Genomic DNA, 19,418 nt, shown 5'->3' on the forward strand with positions numbered 1-19,418 from the left:
CCCGCTTCAGCCCACACTGTCGCGATCGTGCGGCGGGCAGCCTTGATGGACGGCACTGTGACTCTTTCCCCCGCACCAACCGATCTTCCCCCCGTTTCCGCCCTCGACGCCGGTCAGCCTACGCTGCCACCGGAAGCGCCGCTGGCCATGCCTGAGCAATCCCTGCGCGAAGGCCGTCTGCAGGTGCCGCATCAGCGCACCGCGCCGGTCGGCATCGGCGTGCGGCGCTTCTATCTGATCGGCGGCACCTGCGCCACCACCGCCGTGGCGGTGTGGGTGATGCTCAGCGTGCTGTGGCCCGATGGCCTCAGCGTGCTGGAAGGCTGCCTGCTCGGCCTGTTCGTGCTGCTGTTCGCCTGGATCGCGATGTCCTTCGCCAGCGCGGTGGCTGGTTTCGTCACCGTGGTGGCGCGCGCCGGACGCAAGCTCGGCATCGACCCGGAAGCGCCGCTGCCGACCCTGCACACGCGCACCGCGTTGCTGATGCCCACCTATAACGAAGACCCGCGCCGGCTGCTGGCAGGCCTGCAGGCGATCTACGAATCGGTGGCCGAAACCGGCCAGCTGGAGCATTTCGACTTCTTCGTGCTCAGCGATACCACCCGCGAACACATCGGCCGTGCCGAAGAACTGGTGTACAACGAGCTGTGCGATCGCGTCGACGGACATGGGCGCATCTTCTACCGCCGCCGCGCCGACAACGCCGCGCGCAAGGCTGGCAATGTCGCCGACTGGGTGCGCCGTTTCGGCGGCAACTACCCGCAGATGCTGATCCTGGACGCCGACAGCGTGATGACCGGCGACACCATCGTGCGGCTGGTCGCCGGCATGGAAAACAACCCGGACGTGGGCCTGATCCAGACCCTGCCGGCGGTGGTCAACGGGCAGACGCTGTTTGCCCGCATGCAGCAGTTCGGCGGGCGCGTGTACGGGCCGATCATCGCCTTCGGCGTGGCCTGGTGGCATGGCGCCGAGAGCAATTACTGGGGCCACAACGCCATCATCCGCACCCAGGCCTTCGCCGACCACGCCGGCCTGCCGTCGCTGCGCGGGCGCAAGCCGTTCGGCGGGCATGTGCTCAGCCACGACTTCGTCGAGGCGGCGCTGATGCGGCGTGGCGGCTGGGCCATGCACATGGTGCCCTACCTGCAGGGCAGCTACGAGGAAGGCCCGCCCACGCTGACCGACCTGCTGATCCGCGACCGCCGCTGGTGCCAGGGCAACCTGCAGCACGCCAAGGTGGTGGGCGCCAAAGGCCTGCACTGGATCAGCCGCATGCACATGCTGATCGGCATCGGGCATTACTTCACCGCGCCGATGTGGGGCCTGCTGATGCTGATCGGCATCGGCATTCCGCTGGCCGGCGGCGGAATCGATCTGGCCGGCGACCTGCCGTTCTCGCCCGCCCGTTACTGGCATGGCAGCAGCCAGGGCAACGCGATCTGGATCTTCGTCTGCACCATGTTCGTGCTGCTGGCGCCCAAGCTGCTGGGCTACATCGCGCTGCTGCTCAACCCGCGCGAGTTGCGTGCCTGCGGTGGTGCCATCCGCGCGCTGCTGAGCATCCTGCTGGAAACCGTGCTGGCGGCGCTGATGGCGCCGGTGGTGATGTACCTGCAGTCGCGCGGCGTGTTCGAGGTACTGGCCGGCAAGGATTCGGGCTGGGATGCGCAGGTGCGCGACGACGGCAAGCTGTCGTGGCCGGCGCTGTTGCGCAGCTACGGCGGGCTGACCGTGTTCGGCCTGTTCATGGGCGCGGTGGCCTATACGGTGTCGCCATCGCTGGCGGCCTGGATGGCGCCGGTGATCGTGGGCATGGCGGTGTCGATCCCGGTGGTGGCATTGACCTCGTTGCGCCGCACCGGCCTTGGGCTGCGCCGCGCCGGCATTTTCTGCATTCCCGAAGAGCTCGATCCGCCCAAGGTGCTGGTGCGTGCAGCCGAGCTGCGCCGCGCCGCCGCGCTGGAGCCGTCGCTGATCTGAGCGTGCGAGCGGCGCATGGCGGGATCGATGCACGTTGCGATCTCCGCGTCTGTCACGCCAAGCAAAGCGCCCACGACGGGCGCCGAGACCGGTCGACGCATCTGGCTCGACCGGCCCGTGATCGGCCCGGCCGATGGCGACATGCATAATGCCCAGCCCGCAAGCGGAGCTGGATGATGCTGGAAGTGATCGAACGCGAGACCGGACCGAACCCGCAATGGACCGTGCTGTGGCTGCACGGCCTGGGCGCCGATGGCAGCGACTTCGCCCCGATGGTGCCGGAACTGGTGCGCCCGGACTGGCCGGCGCTGCGCTTTGTGTTTCCGCATGCGCCGATCCGCCCGATCACCATCAACAACGGCGTGCGCATGCGCGGCTGGTACGACATCGTCGGCATGGATTTCGCCACGCGTGCCGACAAGGCGGGCATCGCCGAATCGGTGGCCCAGGTTGAGGCGTTGATCGCCCACGAGCAATCCCGCGGCATCGCCCCCGAGCGCATGCTGCTGGCCGGGTTCTCGCAAGGCGGCGCGGTGACCTTGGCGGTCGGGCTGCAGCGCAGCGTACCGCTGGCCGGGTTGATCGCCCTGTCCACCTACCTGCCCGAGCCGGCGGCGGCCGCCAGCCAGCTGCAGCCGGCTGCTGCCCGCCAACCTGTGTTCATGGCCCACGGCACCGTCGACCCGGTGGTGCCGTTCGGTGCCGGCCAGGCCAGCATGCAGACCCTGCGCACGCTCGGTTTCGAACTGGACTGGCACACCTACCCGATGGGCCACCAGGTCTGCCTGGAAGAGATCGAGGCCTTGCGCACCTGGATGCAGGCGCGCTTCACCGCCGCCTGAGGCCATGGCCCAGCACGCGCCCCAGACCGCCTGGATGCCGGACCTGTGCCGGCTGCCACGGTTGGGCGCCATGCTGGGCCTGGCCGAACTGGTGGTGCTGGTGGTGACCCTGGTGCCCGACGCCGACGCGGCGCGCTCCATCACCTTGTCGCGCTTTGTCTCGGCCAGCGGCCTGGCGCTGTGGCTGGCGCTGGCGGTCAGCGTGCTGCTGTGCGTGCTGCGGCCGGCGTTGTCGCGGCTGCCGCCACGGGTGGGCGGGCTGGCCGCGCTGTCGATCGCCGCGGTGGTGGCGATGCTCGGCGCCGGAATCGTGCACGCCCTATATGCGGCGCTCGACCAGGCCCCGCTCGGTCCCCTGGTCGGCTTCTGGCGTTTCACCCTGGGCAGCGCGGCGACGGTGGTGCTGATCACCGCGCTGGCACTGCGCTACTTCTACGTCAGCGACCGCTGGGAAGCGCAGGTGCAGGCCAATGCGCGTGCCCAGTCCGATGCCTTGCAGGCACGCATCCGCCCGCATTTCCTGTTCAACAGCATGAATCTCATCGCCAGCCTGCTGCGCCGCGACCCGGTGGTGGCCGAGCAGGCGGTGCTGGACCTGTCGGACCTGTTCCGCGCCGCGCTCGGTGCCGGCGAAGGCATGTCCAGCCTGCGCGCCGAATGCGAACTGGCCGAACGCTACCTGGCGATCGAATCGCTGCGCCTGGGCGAGCGCCTGCAGGTGCGCTGGCACCGGCAGGAGCCGTTGCCGTGGGAGCTGCCGATGCCGCGCCTGGTGCTGCAGCCGCTGGTGGAAAACGCCGTGCTGCACGGCGTCTCGCGCATGCCCGAGGGCGGCACGCTGTACCTGTCGCTGCGCCAGCGCGGCAACCAGTTGCAGATCCGTATCGTCAATCCCGCCCCGCAGCCGGGCACCCAGTTGCCGCTGGTGGCCGGGGCCGGGCACGCCCAGGCCAGCATCTCGCACCGGCTGGCGTTCCAGTTCGGTGCCGGTGCACGGATGGCGGCCAGCTGGGCCGAGGGCTACTATGCTTGTGAGATCACATTGCCGCTGTCGTGACGGGGGAGTCGCTGCAGCGAAGGGGGATGTCCATGACGGCCACGCAAGTGCGGGTGCTGATCGCCGATGACGAGCCGCTGGCGCGCGAGCGCCTGCGCCTGCTGCTGGGCGAACATCCGCATGTCGAAGTGATCGGCGAAGCCGAAAACGGCCAGCAGGTGCTGCAGCAGTGCCATCACCTGCATCCGGACCTAGTGTTGCTGGACATCGCCATGCCCGGCGTCGACGGCCTGGAAACCGCGCGCCTGCTGCGCCAGAGCCAGCCGCAGCCGGCGGTGGTGTTCTGCACCGCCTACGACCAGCATGCATTGTCGGCCTTCGATGCCGCCGCGCTGGACTACCTGATGAAACCGGTGCGCCCCGAACGCTTGGCTGCCGCACTGGAAAAGGTGGCCACCTTCCTGGCCGGGCGCGCGCCCAGCGCCACGCCGCCGCCGTTGCGCACGCACCTGTGCGCACGCCTGCGCGGCAGCCTGCGGCTGATCGCCATCGGCGACATCCGCTACCTGCAGGCTGAGGAAAAGTACGTCATCGTCCACCACGCCCGCGGCGAGGACCTGATCGAAGAGTCGCTCAAATCGCTGGAAGACGAATTCGCCGACCGCCTGGTGCGCATCCACCGCAATTGTCTGGTCGCGCGCGCCGAGCTGGTGGAACTGCGCCGCAGCGGCGATGGTCAGGTGCACGCGGTGCTGCGCAACGTGCCGCACCCGCTGGAAGTGAGCCGCCGCTGCGTGGCCAGCCTGCGCGAGCAATTGCGTTAGGGCGTGACCTGTCACGTGTGGTGGGGGGCGTTGCTCGGTCGCGGCAATGTGCTGCGGGCGCCGGCGTGCGCTCCAGGTAGGAGTTACGCGCCCGGTCCGTGATAATGGCCCGATGACCACGCTCCGCATCGCCACCCGTAAGAGCCCGCTCGCCCTTTGGCAGAGCGAACACGTCGCCGCCGCGCTGCGCCAGCACCACCCCGGGCTGGAGGTCGCGCTGGTGCCGATGAGCACCCGCGGCGACGAGGTGCTGGACCGTTCGCTGGCCGCGATCGGCGGCAAGGGCCTGTTCCTGAAGGAGCTGGAGCTGGCGATGCTGCGCGGCGAGGCCGATTGCGCGGTGCATTCGCTCAAGGATGTGCCGATGGAGCTGGACGCGCCCTTCGTGCTGCCGGCGATCATGGAGCGCGGCGATGCCGCCGATGCATTGGTGTCCAATCTCTATGCCAACCTGCAGGCGCTGCCGCTGGGCGCCCGCGTGGGCACCTCCTCCTTGCGGCGTCAGGCGCAGCTGCGCGCGGCCCGCCCGGATCTGGAATTGATCGACCTGCGCGGCAACGTCAATACCCGCCTGGCCAAACTCGATAACGGTGGTTACGACGCCATCGTGCTGGCCTGCGCCGGCCTGCAGCGGCTGGGCCTGGATGCGCGCATCACCGCGCGTCTGGACGTCCCGGACTGGTTGCCGGCACCGGCCCAGGGCGCGGTGGCGGTGGAATGCCGTGGCGACGATGCGCGCATCCACGGCCTGCTGGCAGTGCTGGACGCCGGCCGCACGCGCGCCTGCGTGGAAGCGGAGCGGGCGATGAATCGCGCGCTGCACGGCAGCTGCCATGTGCCGGTGGCGGCGTTCGCGCGTTGGGAAGGGCAGGGCCTGTTCCTGCAGGGCATGGTCGGCAGCGCCAGCGATGGACGCCTGATCCACGCCGAGGCGCACGGCAGCGCCGACGACACCGAGGCCCTCGGCCGCCTGGTCGCGCAAGGCCTGTTCGACAAGGGCGCCGCGCAGCTGCTGGCCGAGCTGTAACGCGCCGTCGCGTCAACGTGTAACGCGACCGGCATCGACGCCGAGCCAGGCGCAGACTCCAGACCTCGCCGCCAAGCCCGCAACGCCCGCCCTCACGCAGCGCCCGCTCTTCGTAGGAGCGGCCCTGGCCGCGAGAGGCTTTCCCGGGAAGGCCCATCGCGGCCAAGGCCGCTCCTACAGATCGCGGTTGCGTATTCGAATGTATGGACCCGATTGACCACCGCGTCGCGCAGGGCCTGCCCAACCAAGATGCGCTCTTCGTAGGAGCGGCCCCGGCCGCGAGAGGCTTTACCGGGAAAGCCCTCGCGGCCAGGGCCGCTCCTACAGATTGCGGTTGCGTAGTCGAACGTATGGACCCGATTGACCACCGCGTCGCGCAGGGCCTGTCCAGCAAGCTGCGCTCCTCGTAGGATCGGCCTTGGCCGTGAGAGGGGTTACCGGGAAAGCCCCTCGCGGCCAGGGCCGCTCCTACAGATCGCGGTTGCGTAGTCGAATGTCTGGGCCCATTGACCACCGCGTCGCGCAGGGCCTGTCCAGCAAGCTGCGCTCTGCGTAGGAGCGGCCCTGGCCGCGAGAGGCTTTATCGGGAAAGCCCTTCGCGGCCCGGGCCGCTCCTACCGATCGCGGGTGTTTACTTGAACGTATAGACCAGGTTGACCGTGGTCAGGGTGTCGGTCTTCTTGTCGCCGTCGCTGACCTCGCTGTTGTGGCGCATCTGCCAGGCGGCCTTGAGCGCGAAGTGCGAGTTCATGCTGACCTGCACACCGAAATCGTTCTGCGCGTAGGTGTTGTATTCGCCCGATTCCACCAGCAGCGTGTTGATCAGGTCGGTGTTGTCGGTGACGGTGTACTTGAGGTCGAACAGCCCGCGCCCGATCAGCCCGGTCTCGTTGCGGTCTTCGTCGCTGTTGTGCGCGCGCCGGATACCCGGGCCGATCTGCGCATCCAGGTAGAAGCGCTCGGCATCGATCAGGCGCGTGCCGTAACCGATACCGAAGGTGGCCAGGCGGTCGTAGGTGGCAAAGTCGTCGTGTTCGTAACGGCCGGTGGCGGTGAGCTGGCGGTGCTCGCCCAACTGCAGCGCGCTGCCGGCGCTGCCGGTGTAGCGCTCGGCAGTGGTCTGGCGCTCGCGCGAGGTGCTGCCGTCGTCGTTGGTATTGGTGTATTCGGAACTGGAGCGCAGCGCGGTGGCATCCAGGCTGTGGATCCAGTCGCCGTCGGTATAACGCAGGCGGATCCGGCCGTTGAGGCTGTCGGTGGTGCTGTTGCCATGGGCGGCGGCATAGCCGAGCTCGCCACTGCTCCCGCCCCACGGCGACGGCATCACGGCGGCGGCCGGGTCCACCGGGGCCGGTGCGACTGCCTGGGCCCAGACGGTGGGCGTGATCAACAACAGCGGCAGCAGGGCAGACAACGGGGCACGGCGGGACATGGGCGGCTCGCTTTGGAGGACAGGGGCGAAAGAGGGTGGAAGCGATTTCATGATAACGGACTGAGCGGCTGCGTCATGAGCAAGTGAATGCTGCGCTTCAGAAGGGGTTCGGGCGTCGGCTTGCGCAACGCCAGCGACTGGCGCATCGCAAGCAGGCCCGGCCCGCGCGCGCTGCAGGCCAGCGACCGGGCCGAACGCGCACAGTCGCGGCGCCGATCCAGGCATGATTGCCGGTGTACAGCGACGCTCACCCTGCCACGCAAAGACTCGGACATAATCGACGCATGGACCGCTACGAACGCATCAACTCCCTGCATCGCTTGCTCAAATCGGCACGCTACCCGGTCACGGTGGCGCGGCTGCAGGATGAGCTGAGCTGCTCCCGCGCAACCGTGTACCGCGACCTGGCGTTTCTGCGCGATGCGCTGATGGCGCCGGTGGAAGGCGACGGCGAATCGGGGTTCCGCTATCTCTCAGGCGAAAGCGACCGCTTCGAACTGCCCGGCCTGTGGCTGAGTTCGGAAGAACTGCACGCGCTGCTGGCCTCCCAGCAACTGCTGGCGCGCACCGGTGGCGGAGTGTTGTCCTCGATGCTGGCGCCGCTGCAGCAACGCATCGAAGGATTACTGGCGGCCCAGGCCGGCGTGTCGCAATGGCCGGTGGACCGGGTGCGGGTGATTCCGCACCGCGGCCGCAAGCTGGACGAAGCCAGCTTCCGCACTGTGGCCTCCGGCGTGCTGGAGCGCAAGCAGCTGAGCTTCGACTACCGCGCCCGTTCCACCGACGAATCGACCAAGCGCACCGTGTCCCCGCAGCGCATCACCCACTACCGCGACAACTGGTACCTGGATGCCTGGGACCACGGCCGCGATGGCGTGCGCAGCTTTGCGGTGGACCGCATCAATCACGCACGCCTGCTCGAGAGCGTGCCGCGCGATGTGCCGGACAGCGAGCTGGACGAGCAGCTGGCGGCCAGCTACGGCATCTTTTCCGGCGCGCCCAAGGGCTGGGCCACCATCGTGTTCAGTGCCAAGGCTGCGCGCTGGGTCGCCGACGAGCACTGGCATTCCAAGCAGCAGGGCCGCTTTCTGGCCGATGGCCGTTACGAGCTCAGGGTGCCGTACAGCAACTCGCGCGAACTGCTGATGGACGTGCTGCATTACGGCTCGGACGCGGAGATCGTCGAGCCGGTCTCGCTGCGCGAGCAGGCCAAGGCGCTGCTGTCGCTGGCCTTGAGCAACTACGACTGAGCGTGGCAGGGGCGTGGTGCCTGGAGCAAGCTGTCGTGCGACAGCTGCGTGCGCGTGTCCGAAGTAGCCGCTGATACGGCGTAGCGCGCGTCAATGTCGCCAATGGTGGTAACGCGCGTTGCAGCGCAGTTCCTGCTGAAACCGCGCCGGGAGCGTGCAGTTGAAGTTGAAGCGACAAGGTCGCCAGCGACGCATTGCGCCGAATCTTCTCGGCCGGCGCATCCAGTCAGCTGACACCTGTAACAACTGAATCCGGCCGGGAAAAACCGATCGGAGCGCCAATTTCAGCGCTTGTTGGGCACTTCAAAGCCAAGGCGGTCCACCTGCTCACGTAGCTGCGGCACGCGCTTGAGCTTGTCGGTGTAGATGGAATAGTCATCGCGCATCTTGTCGACCAGCTTGCGGTACTGGTCGCGGCTCATGTCCGGCTTGCGCGCGAAGATCCAGGCCAGGTCGCGGCCGGGGTAGGAGATCAGCATCCACGAACCGTCCGGTGCGATCTCCAGGATGCGCTGCTTGGCCGGGATGACCTTGTAGAACCATACCCGCCAGTCGCGGTTGCCGCTCTCTGCATCCACCGAGGCGCGCGCGTTGACCTCTTTCTCCGGCTCGCCGAAGCCCTCGCGGTAGAGATAGCGCACCGCCACCTTGCCGTCTTCGACCAGGGTGTACTCGTCGCGGCTGGTGACGTGGCCGCGCTCGACCGGGTTGGGCATGCGCGCGATCACATACCAGGTGCCCATGATCTTGGACAGATCGACCGCCGGCTCGCTGGCAGGCGTGTCCTTGGCGGATGCCACGGGCAGGCCGAGGACGAACAGAAAAGCGAGGGCGATCGTAACGGTCAGGCGCATCGCAACATCACAAAGGGGCAGTTGGAGCAGCACACTACCGCATGCAGGGGGCAAGTTCGCGTCAACGGTCGGGTCTGGCGCACGTGGCTGCCTCAAACGTGGCAACCGGGCGCCCGGGACCGGGTGCGGAAGAGGGCGCCATCGGTGGCCTGGCGGTGGTTATCGCGCTGCGGCGTCGGCACCCGGCAAGGCGGTCTCTCCGGTTTTCGCCGCCAGGTCGCAGTCGGTGAGATAGGCGCAGGCAATCCTGCCGGCCTGTCCTGATCCTTCCTGCCACGGAGTGCCGCCATGTCGATTCGTCCTTCCCGCCGTTCCGAACGTCCCGACCCGCGCGTGGTGCGCCCGGTCCGGCAGATCGCCCTGGCCGGCCTGGCCCTGGTGCTGGTCTGGCCGGCCGCGCGCGGCCACAGCGAGTGGATCGGCTGGCTGCCGCTGTGGCTGGTCGGCATGCCGATGCTGGCCTGGTGGAGCCTGCACCGGTTCGCATTGCCGGCCCTGGTGCGGCCAGGTGCGCGGCGCGGTGCGCCACGTCGGCGCGGGCCGCAGGCACAACGCCGACGCAGCACTTCGCGTGCGGCGACACAGGCGCGCGCGGCCTGACCTTCGGCAGGGTCGGGCGGCGGAGGGCTATGCTACGTTCCCGGCGTTCGTTCTCCCGGAAACATTCATGTCCAAACTCGCCTCGATCTGCCTGGTTGCCGGTCTGATCACCGCTGGCGCCGTCTCTGCAGAGGAAACCGCCGTGTCCAACGATCCCTACGCCTGGCTGGAAGATGTCTCCGGCGCCAAGTCGCTGGACTGGGTCAAGGCCCAGAACGCCAAGACCGAGGCGCGCCTGGCGGCCACGCCGGCCTTCAAGCAGATGGAGACCAGCATCCGCGAAGTGCTGGATTCGGACGCGAAGATTCCCGGCGTGCAGAAGATTGGCGAGTACTACTACAACTTCTGGAAGGACAAGCAGCACGAACGCGGCCTGTGGCGGCGCACCACGCTGGACGAGTACCGCAAGCCGGCGCCCAAGTGGGAAACGGTGCTGGACCTGGATGCGCTCAACAAGGCCGAAGGCGAGAACTGGGTCTGGCACGGCGCCGACTGCCTGCGCCCGGATTACCAGCGCTGCCTGATCGCGCTGTCGCGCGGCGGCGCCGATGCCGATGTCACCCGCGAGTTCGACCTGGCCGGCAAGCAGTGGGTCAAGGACGGCTTCTTCCGCCCCGAATCCAAGGGCGGGCTGGGCTGGATCGACCAGGACACCGTCTACGTGTTCACCGATTTCGGTGCCGGCACGATGACCAGCTCCGGCTATCCGCGCATCGCCAAGCAGTGGAAGCGTGGCACTCCGCTCAGCGCCGCCACGGTGGTGTACGAGGGCAAGCCGACCGATATGTACATCGCCGCGATGCACGACGACACGCCCGGATTCGAGCGTGATTTCGTCAGCCGCACGCTGGCCTTCTACAACGAGGAGCTGTATCTCAAGGGCGCCGACGGCAAGCTGGTCAAGGTGGATGCGCCCAACTCGGCCAGCAAGTCGGTCAAGCGGCAATGGCTGACCCTGGAACTGCGCGAACCCTGGACCGTGGCCGGCAAGACCTACAAGGCCGGCTCGCTGTTGGCGACGCGCTTTGACGACTTCATGGCCGGCAAGCGCAGCTTCGATGTGCTGTTCGAGCCCACCGACAGCACCTCGCTGGCAGGTATCGCCTGGACGCGTTCGCACCTGGTGTTGAACGTGCTGGAAGACGTCAAGAACCGCCTGAGCGTGATCACGCCTGGGCAGGATGGCTGGAAGAAGAGCGCCTTCGTCGGTGCGCCGGCGTTCGGCACCGTCGACGTCAGCGCGGTGGACAGCGACGACAGCGACGCGCTGTGGTTGACCGTTACCGACTACCTGACCCCGACCACCTTGTCGTGGGTGGAGGTGGGCACCGCGCCGCAGCCGCTCAAGGCCATGCCGGCGTTCTTTGATGCCGGCAAGGACAGCATCGAGCAGCACTTTGCCACCAGCAAGGACGGTACCCGCGTGCCGTATTTCCTGGTGCGCCCCAAGGCGTTGAAGCTCGATGGCAGCGCGCCGACCCTGCTGTACGGCTACGGCGGGTTCGAGATTTCGATGACGCCCAATTATTCCGGCGGACTGGGCCGCGCCTGGCTGGAAAAGGGCGGCGTCTACGTGGTGGCCAACATCCGCGGCGGTGGCGAATACGGCCCGCGCTGGCACCAGGCCGCGCTCAAGCAGAACCGCCACAAGGCTTATGAAGACATGGCTGCGGTGGCAAAGGACCTGGTCGCGCGCAAGATCACCTCGACCAGACATCTGGGCGTGCAGGGCGGCAGCAATGGCGGGCTGATGACCGGCAACATGCTGACCCAGTATCCGGAGCTGTTCGGCGCGGTGGTGGTGCAGGTACCGCTGCTGGACATGAAGCGCTACAGCCATCTGCTGGCCGGTGCCTCGTGGATGGCCGAGTACGGCAACCCGGATACCGACGACTGGAAGTTCATCCAGACCTTCTCGCCGTACCACCTGTTCGACCCGAAGAAGAGCTATCCGCCGGTGATCTTCCTGACTTCCACGCGCGACGACCGCGTGCATCCGGGCCACGCACGCAAGATGGCCGCCAAGATGATCGAGGCCGGCAAGGACGTGACCTACTACGAAAACATCGAAGGCGGCCACGGCGGTGCGGCCAACAACGCACAGGCCGCGCATATGGCGGCGCTGGCCTACAGCTTCCTGTGGGAGCGGCTGGCGGATTGAGTTGTCGACTCAAGGCAACTCCGTAGTTCGAGTTGTCTTGATCATGTGCTGCGTTGAAAAAAGCCCTGGGCCGAATGGTCCAGGGCTTTTTTGTTGGTTCCTTCTCCCATCGGCAGAAGGTGCCCGAAGGGCGGATGAGGGTACGCGCGCGCCACGGGCTACGCCCAGCAGGGTGCCCATGCAGCCACGCGTGGCTGCGGCGCTTGGTTCGCTTCAGGGCGGGGCAATCCCACAAGCAGCCTTGCAAAAACCGCGGCAAACAGCAGTCACGGCTTTTTACATCGATGCAGTGAACCTGCGGCCACGTCCAGGCGCTGCTCGAAGAGATGCGCCGTGCGCACTGGCGCTGGTTCGATCAAAGACGTTGCAAGCCACGTGCAATCCGCTCCACCGCCTGCTCGAGGCGTGGCAGGCTTTGCGTATAGGCGATGCGGACGTGCTGGTTGGCGCGGTGGTGTCCGAAGTCGATGCCGGGGGTGAAGGCGACATGCTCGGTCTCCAGGAAATGCGCGCAGAAGGCCTGGGCATCGTCCGAGAATGCGCTGATATCCGCGTACAGATAGAACGCACCCTGCGGTTCGACGGCGATGTTCAAGCCTAGTGCGCGCAGCGCGGGCAGCAGGTAATCGCGGCGCCGCCGGAACTCGGCACGGCGTGCTTCGAAGATGGCGATGCTCTCTGGCGTGAAACACGCAAGCGCGGCGTGCTGGGCGATCGTGGAGGCGCTGATGTAAAGATTCTGCGCGAGTTTCTCCAGCTCCGGCACCGCTGCGGGCGGAGCGACCAGCCAACCCAGGCGCCAGCCGGTCATGCCGAAGTACTTGGAGAAACTGTTCAGCACGAAGGCGCTGTCGTCCACTTCCAGCACGCTGTGCGCGTCCATGCCGTAGGTCAGGCCGTGGTAGATCTCGTCCACCACCAGGTGGCCGCCGCGTGCATGCAGCGCCTGCGACAAGCCGGCCAGTTGCGCGCGCGACAGCACGCTGCCGGTGGGATTTGCCGGCGAGGCGACCAGTGCGCCGACGCTGTCGGCGTTCCAGCAGGCGTCGACCAGACCTGGCGTCAGCTGGTAATCGGTGTCTGCGCCGACCGGCACCAGTTGCGCGGCGCCTTCGACCAGGCGCAGGAAATGCCGGTTGCACGGATAGCCGGGGTCGGCGAGCAGCCAGTGTTTGTCCGGGTCGACCAACAGGCTGCTGGCCAGCAGCAATGCGCCGGAGCCGCCCGGGGTGACCAGGATGCGTTCCGGATCGATAGCGCAGCCGTACCGCTGCGCGTAAAACCCGGCGATGGCGGCGCGTAGCGCGGGCAGGCCGCGGGCGGCGGTGTAGCGGGTATGGCCCGCTGCCAATGCGGCCTGCCCGGCTGCGACGATCGGTGCAGCGGTGGTGAAATCCGGTTCGCCGATCTCCAGGTGGATCACATCGTGGCCGGCCTGCTCCAGCGCATTGGCGCGCGCCAATAGCGCCATCACATGAAACGGGGCGATGTCCTGGCTGCGGCGGCTGTAGCGGGGAGCGTGCGAATGTAGGGAGTCCATGCCGAAGAGGATAGAGCAGCATGACCTCGGGCACATGACGCTCCCGGCCGGCCTCTTCCACACTCGGGTGCTGGGATGGCATTGCGTTCATCCAACGGACCCCAATCTGATGAAGCCTGTCCTCACCTTTCTGATCGCCAGCCTGATGACCACATCTGTTCCTTCCGCCTTCGCAGCTCTCCCGTCGCCGCCGGACGTGGCCAAGCGTCCGCATGTGGTCAAGGCCCCGTTCGGCGCCACCCGCAACGACGACTACTACTGGCTGCGCGACGACAAGCGTGAGGACAAGGCGATGCTGGCCTATCTCAACGCCGAGAACGCCTACACCGACACGGTGATGGCGCCGCTCAAGCCGCTGGAAGACGCGCTGTATACCGAGATCGTCGGGCGCATCAAGCAGGATGACGCCAGCGTGCCGTATCGCGAGCGCGGCTACTGGTACTACACGCGCTTCGAGGCCGGCAAGGACTACCCGATCCAGGCGCGCCGCAAGGGCAGCATGGACGCGCCGGAACAGATCCTGCTCGACGTCAACCAGATGGCGCAGGGCAAGGGCTACTTCAGCGTTGGCGATGCGGAAGTGAGCCAGGACAATCGCATCCTGGCCTGGGCCGACGATGCGGTGGGCCGTCGCCAGTACACGATCCGTTTCAAGAATCTGGACACCGGCGAGATCTACCCCGATACGGTGGAAGGCGTGTCGGCCAACGTGGTCTGGGCCGACGACAACAAGACCCTGTTCTATGTCGAAAACGATCCGGAAACGCTGCTCACCGTGCGGGTGAAGAAACACGTGCTGGGCACGCCCTCCAAGGACGACGTGCTGGTCTACGAGGAGAAGGACGACAGCTTCTACATGGGCATCGGCCGTACCCGCGACGACAAGTACATCACCATCGGCGTGGAAAGCACGGTGTCGTCGGAGACGCGTTATGCGCCGGCCGACAATCCCGAGCGCTTCACCCTGCTGGCCAAGCGCGAGCGCGATGTCGAGTATCACCCCGAGCATTTCGATGGCCGTTGGGTGATCCGCACCAATGCCGATGGCGCCAAGAATTTCAAGCTGGTGACCGCACCCACCGATGCGACCACGCGCAAGCAGTGGACCGACTGGGTGGCGCACGATGACAAAGTCTATATCGAAAACTTCGAGCTGTTCGACGGGTTTACTGCGATCGAAGAGCGCTCCGGCGGGCTGGAACGCGTACGCCTGCTCAAGGGTGATGGCAGTCATGAGTACGTCAAGGCGGACGAGCCTGCGTATTCGATGGGCCTGGCGGTCAATTCCGAGCCGGACACCGAGTGGTTGCGCTACAGCTACACCTCGTTGACTACGCCGGCCACCACCTATGAGCTCAACACGCGGACCGGCGAGCGCAAGCTGCTCAAGCAGCAGCCGGTGATCGGTTACGACGCCGGCAAGTACGTCACCGAGCGCGTCTGGGTAACTGCGCGCGACGGCGTCAAGGTGCCGGTGTCGCTGGTGTACAAGCGCGGCTTCAAGAAGGACGGCACTGCGGCGTTGTTCCAGTACGCCTACGGCAGCTACGGCATGTCGATGGACCCGGCGTTCAACCTGCCGGCGATCAGCCTGCTGGACCGTGGCGTGGTGTATGCCATCGCGCACATCCGCGGCGGCCAGGAAATGGGCCGCCAGTGGTACGACGACGGCAAGCTGCTGCACAAGAAGAACACCTTCACCGACTTCATCGACGTCACCCGCGGCCTGGTGGAACAGGGCTATGCCGCCAAGGATCGCGTCGCCGCCTCCGGCGGCAGCGCCGGTGGGTTGCTGATGGGTGCGGTGGCCAACATGGCGCCGCAGGACTACCGCGTGATGGTCGCGCAGGTGCCGTTCGTCGACGTGGTCACCACCATGCTCGATGCCAGCATCCCGCTCACCACCAACGAATACGACGAGTGGGGCAACCCGGAAAAGAAGGCCTATTACGACTACATGCTGTCCTATTCCCCGTACGACAACGTGACCAGGCAGGCCTACCCGGCCCTGTTCGTCGGCACCGGTCTGTGGGATTCGCAGGTGCAGTACTGGGAGCCGGCCAAGTGGGTGGCAAAGCTGCGCGACGACAACACCGGTACCCAGCCGATCGTCTTCCGCACCAACATGGAAGCCGGCCACGGCGGCAAGTCCGGCCGCTTCCGCCGTTACCGCGAACTCGCCGAGTCGTATGCGTTTGTGCTGGATCAGCTCGGGGTCAAGTAGTTGAGGGGCGGGGATTGGGGAGTCGGGATTGGGGATTCGTAAGCAGGACCCGCCCATCACTGCGTGCAGACGTCCCCTCATCCGCCCTTCGGGCCCCTTCTTCCGGTGGGAGAAGGGGATGCCCGGACCATCTCGGCGCCCGCTGGCCGTATCATTTACCCATGACGCGACCGACTCGATTCCGCTGGGCCTGGTGGTTGCTGGCCTACGCCAGCCTGGCGACCGGCATTGTCGGTATCTTCGTGCCCGGCCTGCCGACGACCGTGTTCATCCTCATTTCCGCCTGGGCCGCCTCGCACGGCTCCGAGCGCCTGCACAACTGGCTGCTCTCGCACCCGCGCTTCGGCCCGGCGATCGTCGAGTGGCAGACCTATCGCGCGGTCAGCCGCAAGGCCAAGTGGATGGCCACGCTCACCATGACCGTCTGCGCCGGCATCATGCTGTGGTGCGTGCCGGTGTTCTGGGTCAAATGCCTGTCGATCGGCAGCATGGCGGTGGTGGCGATCTGGCTGTGGCTACGCCCCGAGCCGCCACCGCGCGTGCTGCCCAGCGCGCACTGAGCGCACGGCAGTCAGGGTGTTCTGGCTATACTTCGGCCATGAGCATCATGTCCCGACCGTCTGTTCGTCTCGCACTGGTTGGTGCGACCTTTGTCCTGCTTGCCGCCTGCGGCAACAAGGGCCCGCTGGTAATGCCGCAGAAGCCGGTGCCGGTGGAAGCCCAGCCCGTGCTGCAGCCGCCGGACGCGCCGCAACCGCTGGATGAGTCCTCGCCTGCGCCTGCGCCGGTGAACACCGATACGCAGCCCGCACCCACCACCGACCAGCCCGCTAGCAGCGGCAATGAGCGCTGACGGCCACAGCGGGCGTCTGCGTTTCACCAAAATGCATGGCGCCGGCAACGATTTCGTGGTGCTGGACCTGCGCGACGGCACGCCGCCGCCGGATGCCGCGCTGGCCGCACGCCTGGCCGACCGCCATTTCGGGGTGGGCTGCGACCAGATCCTGACCATCGAGAACCCGCGCAGCAGCGAGGCGGTGGCCGCGTACGGCATCTGGAATTCCGACGGCTCGGCCGCGCGCCAATGCGGCAATGGCGCGCGTTGTGTGGCCGCCTGGCTGGTGCGCGACGGCACCGCGCAGGGCGATGACTTCGTCATCGATAGCCCGTTCACCTCCCACCGCGTGCAGCGTCTGGATGCCGGCACCTATGCGGTGGCGATGGGCGTGCCGCAGTTCGAGCCCACGCAGATCCCGCTGGCCGGCTTTGCGCGCGCGCGCGAGGAATATGCGCTGCCGGTGCATGGCGAAACCGTGCGCTTTGGCGCGGTGTCGATGGGCAACCCGCATGCCGTGGTGGAAGTGGGGCGGGTGGACGCGGCGCCGGTGGAGCGCGTCGGCGGCCTGTTGCAGCAGAACGCCGCGTTCCCCGATTCGGTCAACGTCGGCTTTGTGCAGGTGGTCGACCCGACGCATGTGCGCCTGCGCGTGTTCGAGCGCGGCGTCGGCGAAACCCTGGCCTGCGGCAGTGGTGCCTGCGCGGCGGCGGTGGTGCTGATGCAGCGTGGCCGTGTCGAGCGCGACGTGCAGGTGTCCTTGCCCGGCGGCGAGCTGCGCATCCGTTGGGCCGGCGAACAACAGGAAGTCGTGATGTCAGGCCCGGCCGTGTTCGTCTTCGATGGAGAGTGGAACTGATGAGCGAGAACACGGACAAATTCAGCGCGCACGAAGTGGCAACCTGGTTGCGGCGCCACCCGACCTTCCTCAAGCAGTTCCCGGATCTGGCGGTGAGTCTGCTGGTGCCGCGCGACGACGGCCCCACTGCCTCGCTGGCCACCTATCAGCTGGAAGTGCTGCGCGACAAGAACCGCGAGCTGTCGCGGCGCCTGCACGAGCTTGGCCACAATGCGCAGGACAACGAGCGCCTGGCAGTACGCACGCATCAACTGACCCTGGCGCTGATGCGCCAGACCAGCGCGGCCGACACGCTCAAGGCGATGGCCGCCTCGCTGGCGGAAGATTTCAATGGCGAACTGGTGCGGCTGGTGTTGCTCAAGCCGGTCGCCGGCTTGGAGGCCGACTGGCTGCAGGTCATTGCCGCCGACGATGCACGGCTTGCCCCGTTCCGCGATTGCCTGAGCGACGGCGAGCCGATCTGCGGCCGCCTGCAGACGGAAAAACATGCGCTGCTGTACGCCGACCAGGCTGCCAACGTGCAATCCACCGCGCTGCTGCCGTTGCCCGGCATCGGCCTGATTGCGGTCGGCAGCAGCGACGCCAACCGCTTCTATCCCGGCATGGGCACCTTGTTCCTGCGCATGATGGGCGAGTCCCTGGGCGTGGCCTTGCAGCGCTTCGACACATGATGCGCCGTGCAGGGTGCGCCGATGCGTGCAGCCTGCGCTGGATGGCCGCACCGACGGTGCGGCAGCGGGGAGCCTGAGGTGGCGTCGGTCGACGATTTCCTGGCGTATCTGCAGGTCGAGCGGCAGGTGTCTGCGCATACGCTGGATGCCTACCAGCGCGATCTTGCCGCATTGGTGGGCTGGGCCGGCGAACAGGCCATCGACGATGTGGCGCAGCTCGATAGCGCACAGTTGCGGCAGTTCGTTGCGGCCGAGCACCGGCGCGGGTTGTCGCCCAAGAGCCTGCAGCGTCGTCTGTCGGCATGCCGCAGTTACTACGCCTGGTTGCTCAAGCATGGCCGCATTGCCGCAAGTCCGGCGGCGGCGCTGCGTGCACCCAAGGCGCCACGTAAATTGCCGCAGGTACTGGATGCCGATGAAGCGGTGCGTCTGGTCGAGGTGCCAACCGACGCGCCGCTGGGCCTGCGCGATCGCGCCTTGCTGGAGCTGTTCTATTCGTCCGGGCTGCGCCTGAGCGAGCTCTGCGCGCTGCGCTGGCGCGACCTGGATCTGGACAGCGGGTTGGTGATGGTGCTCGGCAAGGGCGGCAAGCAGCGCCTGGTGCCGGTGGGCTCGCATGCGATCGGCGCGCTGCGCGAATGGCTGCGCGACAGCGGCGGGCGTGCCGACACCCATGTATTCCCCGGCCGCGCCGGCGGTGCGATTTCGCAGCGCGCAGTGCAGATCCGCATCAAGCAACTGGCAGTGCGCCAGGGCATGTTCAAGGACGTGCATCCGCATATGCTGCGGCACAGCTTTGCCAGCCACATCCTCGAATCCTCCGGCGACCTGCGCGGCGTGCAGGAATTGCTTGGCCATTCGGATATCGCCACTACGCAGATCTATACGCATCTGGATTTCCAGCATCTGGCCAAGGTCTACGACGCCGCGCATCCGCGCGCCAAGCGCAAGAAAGCTGCTGAGTGAGTGGTGCGGCGTGTGTTGCGCTTGGCGGTTAACCACTTCTCTGAAGTACCGCCGCGTGCGAATCGCCGCTCTTGAGCCCCTCTCCCGAGGGAGAGGGGCTCAAGTGCAGGCATTGGCGCTTGTACGCGCATCCATGCGCGGGCCTGCGTGGTTATTCCGGCCGGAGCGTTTGTTGCAGTGATGCGCATATGACGGCCGCGTACTGCAGAGACGGGTTTGCGTGGCAGCTTCCCCGCGCCGGCGACGATCACCCAGTTCATCCCAAGCGCACAACATGCTCCCAATCGTTCTCGTGTGCAGGTGCTCAATGCCTGCGTGCCGGTAGCACACACGCATGCTGTCTGCCGTCTGAG

17 protein-coding genes are annotated in these 19,418 nt (G+C 67.0%); 14 read left to right on the forward strand and 3 right to left on the reverse strand.

From position 1 onward, the window contains the following. Nucleotides 1-45 precede the first annotated feature (45 nt). From mdoH to hemC, 5 genes are all read left to right on the forward strand, one after another. Nucleotides 46-1,983, forward strand: a complete 1,938-nt coding sequence (gene mdoH / locus ABQY64_RS03535; protein WP_349779688.1) for a glucans biosynthesis glucosyltransferase MdoH — start codon at nucleotides 46-48, stop codon at nucleotides 1,981-1,983. A 173-nt stretch (nucleotides 1,984-2,156) separates the two neighbouring features. Beyond that, nucleotides 2,157-2,825 carry an alpha/beta hydrolase gene (locus tag ABQY64_RS03540; protein ID WP_349779687.1) on the forward strand — a complete coding sequence of 223 codons (669 nt, stop codon included), beginning with the start codon at nucleotides 2,157-2,159 and terminating at the stop codon, nucleotides 2,823-2,825. A gap of 4 nt (nucleotides 2,826-2,829) precedes the next feature. Next, the gene (locus tag ABQY64_RS03545; protein WP_349779686.1) at nucleotides 2,830-3,882 is read left to right on the forward strand and encodes a sensor histidine kinase; all 1,053 of its coding nucleotides are present in this window, start codon (nucleotides 2,830-2,832) and stop codon (nucleotides 3,880-3,882) included. A 32-nt stretch (nucleotides 3,883-3,914) separates the two neighbouring features. Further along, nucleotides 3,915-4,646: a LytTR family DNA-binding domain-containing protein gene (locus tag ABQY64_RS03550; protein WP_016903806.1), complete on the forward strand. Its 732-nt coding sequence runs from the start codon at nucleotides 3,915-3,917 to the stop codon at nucleotides 4,644-4,646. Nucleotides 4,647-4,758: 112 nt separating this feature from the next. Continuing rightward, complete coding sequence (hemC, locus tag ABQY64_RS03555) at nucleotides 4,759-5,673, forward strand: hydroxymethylbilane synthase (protein WP_039514150.1); 915 nt, start codon at nucleotides 4,759-4,761, stop codon at nucleotides 5,671-5,673. A 631-nt stretch (nucleotides 5,674-6,304) separates the two neighbouring features. Here hemC and ABQY64_RS03560 read toward each other — a convergent pair. Beyond that, the gene (locus tag ABQY64_RS03560; RefSeq protein WP_016903804.1) at nucleotides 6,305-7,105 is read right to left on the reverse strand and encodes a YdiY family protein; all 801 of its coding nucleotides are present in this window, start codon (nucleotides 7,103-7,105) and stop codon (nucleotides 6,305-6,307) included. Between the two features lie 284 nt (nucleotides 7,106-7,389). Between ABQY64_RS03560 and ABQY64_RS03565 the strand changes: the two genes are divergently transcribed. Next, the gene (locus ABQY64_RS03565; protein ID WP_102252855.1) at nucleotides 7,390-8,355 is read left to right on the forward strand and encodes a YafY family protein; all 966 of its coding nucleotides are present in this window, start codon (nucleotides 7,390-7,392) and stop codon (nucleotides 8,353-8,355) included. A gap of 284 nt (nucleotides 8,356-8,639) precedes the next feature. Here ABQY64_RS03565 and ABQY64_RS03570 read toward each other — a convergent pair whose 3' ends face one another. Continuing rightward, nucleotides 8,640-9,209: a lipocalin family protein gene (locus ABQY64_RS03570; protein ID WP_104596512.1), complete on the reverse strand. Its 570-nt coding sequence runs from the start codon at nucleotides 9,207-9,209 to the stop codon at nucleotides 8,640-8,642. A 288-nt stretch (nucleotides 9,210-9,497) separates the two neighbouring features. Here ABQY64_RS03570 and ABQY64_RS03575 point away from each other — a divergent pair, with 288 nt between their 5' ends. Both ABQY64_RS03575 and ABQY64_RS03580 read left to right on the forward strand, forming a co-directional pair. Then, nucleotides 9,498-9,809, forward strand: a complete 312-nt coding sequence (locus tag ABQY64_RS03575) for a hypothetical protein (protein WP_349779685.1) — start codon at nucleotides 9,498-9,500, stop codon at nucleotides 9,807-9,809. A gap of 67 nt (nucleotides 9,810-9,876) precedes the next feature. Further along, nucleotides 9,877-11,970 (forward strand): prolyl oligopeptidase family protein, encoded by a 2,094-nt coding sequence (locus ABQY64_RS03580; protein ID WP_104623429.1) that lies wholly within the window; start codon nucleotides 9,877-9,879, stop codon nucleotides 11,968-11,970. Nucleotides 11,971-12,325: 355 nt separating this feature from the next. On the opposite strand, the gene ABQY64_RS03585 is transcribed toward ABQY64_RS03580, so the two are convergent. Beyond that, the gene (locus ABQY64_RS03585) at nucleotides 12,326-13,510 is read right to left on the reverse strand and encodes a pyridoxal phosphate-dependent aminotransferase (protein ID WP_349779684.1); all 1,185 of its coding nucleotides are present in this window, start codon (nucleotides 13,508-13,510) and stop codon (nucleotides 12,326-12,328) included. 109 nt (nucleotides 13,511-13,619) lie between these two features. On the opposite strand from ABQY64_RS03585, the gene ABQY64_RS03590 reads away from it, so the two are divergent. From ABQY64_RS03590 to xerC, 6 genes are all read left to right on the forward strand, one after another. Next, nucleotides 13,620-15,734, forward strand: a complete 2,115-nt coding sequence (locus ABQY64_RS03590) for a S9 family peptidase (RefSeq protein WP_349779683.1) — start codon at nucleotides 13,620-13,622, stop codon at nucleotides 15,732-15,734. A gap of 161 nt (nucleotides 15,735-15,895) precedes the next feature. Beyond that, entirely contained in the window at nucleotides 15,896-16,294 is a 399-nt protein-coding gene (locus tag ABQY64_RS03595; RefSeq protein ID WP_104623427.1) for a YbaN family protein, read from the forward strand. A 38-nt stretch (nucleotides 16,295-16,332) separates the two neighbouring features. Next, nucleotides 16,333-16,587, forward strand: a complete 255-nt coding sequence (locus tag ABQY64_RS03600; protein ID WP_016903632.1) for a lipoprotein — start codon at nucleotides 16,333-16,335, stop codon at nucleotides 16,585-16,587. Continuing rightward, nucleotides 16,577-17,428, forward strand: coding sequence for a diaminopimelate epimerase (gene dapF, locus ABQY64_RS03605; protein ID WP_349779682.1), 852 nt, complete (start codon nucleotides 16,577-16,579; stop codon nucleotides 17,426-17,428). Before ABQY64_RS03600 ends, dapF begins: the two co-directional genes overlap by 11 nt. Further along, entirely contained in the window at nucleotides 17,428-18,099 is a 672-nt protein-coding gene (locus ABQY64_RS03610) for a DUF484 family protein (protein WP_167708387.1), read from the forward strand. Before dapF ends, ABQY64_RS03610 begins: the two co-directional genes overlap by 1 nt. Nucleotides 18,100-18,177: 78 nt before the next feature. Continuing rightward, nucleotides 18,178-19,065 carry a tyrosine recombinase XerC gene (gene xerC, locus ABQY64_RS03615; protein WP_181098454.1) on the forward strand — a complete coding sequence of 296 codons (888 nt, stop codon included), beginning with the start codon at nucleotides 18,178-18,180 and terminating at the stop codon, nucleotides 19,063-19,065. Nucleotides 19,066-19,418 lie beyond the last annotated feature (353 nt).

The organism is Xanthomonas sp. WHRI 7065 (assembly GCF_040203115.2).
Lineage (GTDB): Bacteria > Pseudomonadota > Gammaproteobacteria > Xanthomonadales > Xanthomonadaceae > Xanthomonas > Xanthomonas arboricola.

What these genes read in the sequence shown, in the direction of transcription:
- mdoH (WP_349779688.1), top strand. Translation starts at nt 46, where the DNA reads ATGGACGGCACTGTGACTCTTTCCCCCGCACCAACCGATCTTCCCCCC.
- ABQY64_RS03540 (WP_349779687.1), top strand. Translation starts at nt 2,157, where the DNA reads ATGATGCTGGAAGTGATCGAACGCGAGACCGGACCGAACCCGCAATGG.
- ABQY64_RS03545 (WP_349779686.1), top strand. Translation starts at nt 2,830, where the DNA reads ATGGCCCAGCACGCGCCCCAGACCGCCTGGATGCCGGACCTGTGCCGG.
- ABQY64_RS03550 (WP_016903806.1), top strand. Translation starts at nt 3,915, where the DNA reads ATGACGGCCACGCAAGTGCGGGTGCTGATCGCCGATGACGAGCCGCTG.
- hemC (WP_039514150.1), top strand. Translation starts at nt 4,759, where the DNA reads ATGACCACGCTCCGCATCGCCACCCGTAAGAGCCCGCTCGCCCTTTGG.
- ABQY64_RS03560 (WP_016903804.1), bottom strand. Translation starts at nt 7,105, where the DNA reads ATGTCCCGCCGTGCCCCGTTGTCTGCCCTGCTGCCGCTGTTGTTGATC.
- ABQY64_RS03565 (WP_102252855.1), top strand. Translation starts at nt 7,390, where the DNA reads ATGGACCGCTACGAACGCATCAACTCCCTGCATCGCTTGCTCAAATCG.
- ABQY64_RS03570 (WP_104596512.1), bottom strand. Translation starts at nt 9,209, where the DNA reads ATGCGCCTGACCGTTACGATCGCCCTCGCTTTTCTGTTCGTCCTCGGC.
- ABQY64_RS03575 (WP_349779685.1), top strand. Translation starts at nt 9,498, where the DNA reads ATGTCGATTCGTCCTTCCCGCCGTTCCGAACGTCCCGACCCGCGCGTG.
- ABQY64_RS03580 (WP_104623429.1), top strand. Translation starts at nt 9,877, where the DNA reads ATGTCCAAACTCGCCTCGATCTGCCTGGTTGCCGGTCTGATCACCGCT.
- ABQY64_RS03585 (WP_349779684.1), bottom strand. Translation starts at nt 13,510, where the DNA reads ATGGACTCCCTACATTCGCACGCTCCCCGCTACAGCCGCCGCAGCCAG.
- ABQY64_RS03590 (WP_349779683.1), top strand. Translation starts at nt 13,620, where the DNA reads ATGAAGCCTGTCCTCACCTTTCTGATCGCCAGCCTGATGACCACATCT.
- ABQY64_RS03595 (WP_104623427.1), top strand. Translation starts at nt 15,896, where the DNA reads ATGACGCGACCGACTCGATTCCGCTGGGCCTGGTGGTTGCTGGCCTAC.
- ABQY64_RS03600 (WP_016903632.1), top strand. Translation starts at nt 16,333, where the DNA reads ATGAGCATCATGTCCCGACCGTCTGTTCGTCTCGCACTGGTTGGTGCG.
- dapF (WP_349779682.1), top strand. Translation starts at nt 16,577, where the DNA reads ATGAGCGCTGACGGCCACAGCGGGCGTCTGCGTTTCACCAAAATGCAT.
- ABQY64_RS03610 (WP_167708387.1), top strand. Translation starts at nt 17,428, where the DNA reads ATGAGCGAGAACACGGACAAATTCAGCGCGCACGAAGTGGCAACCTGG.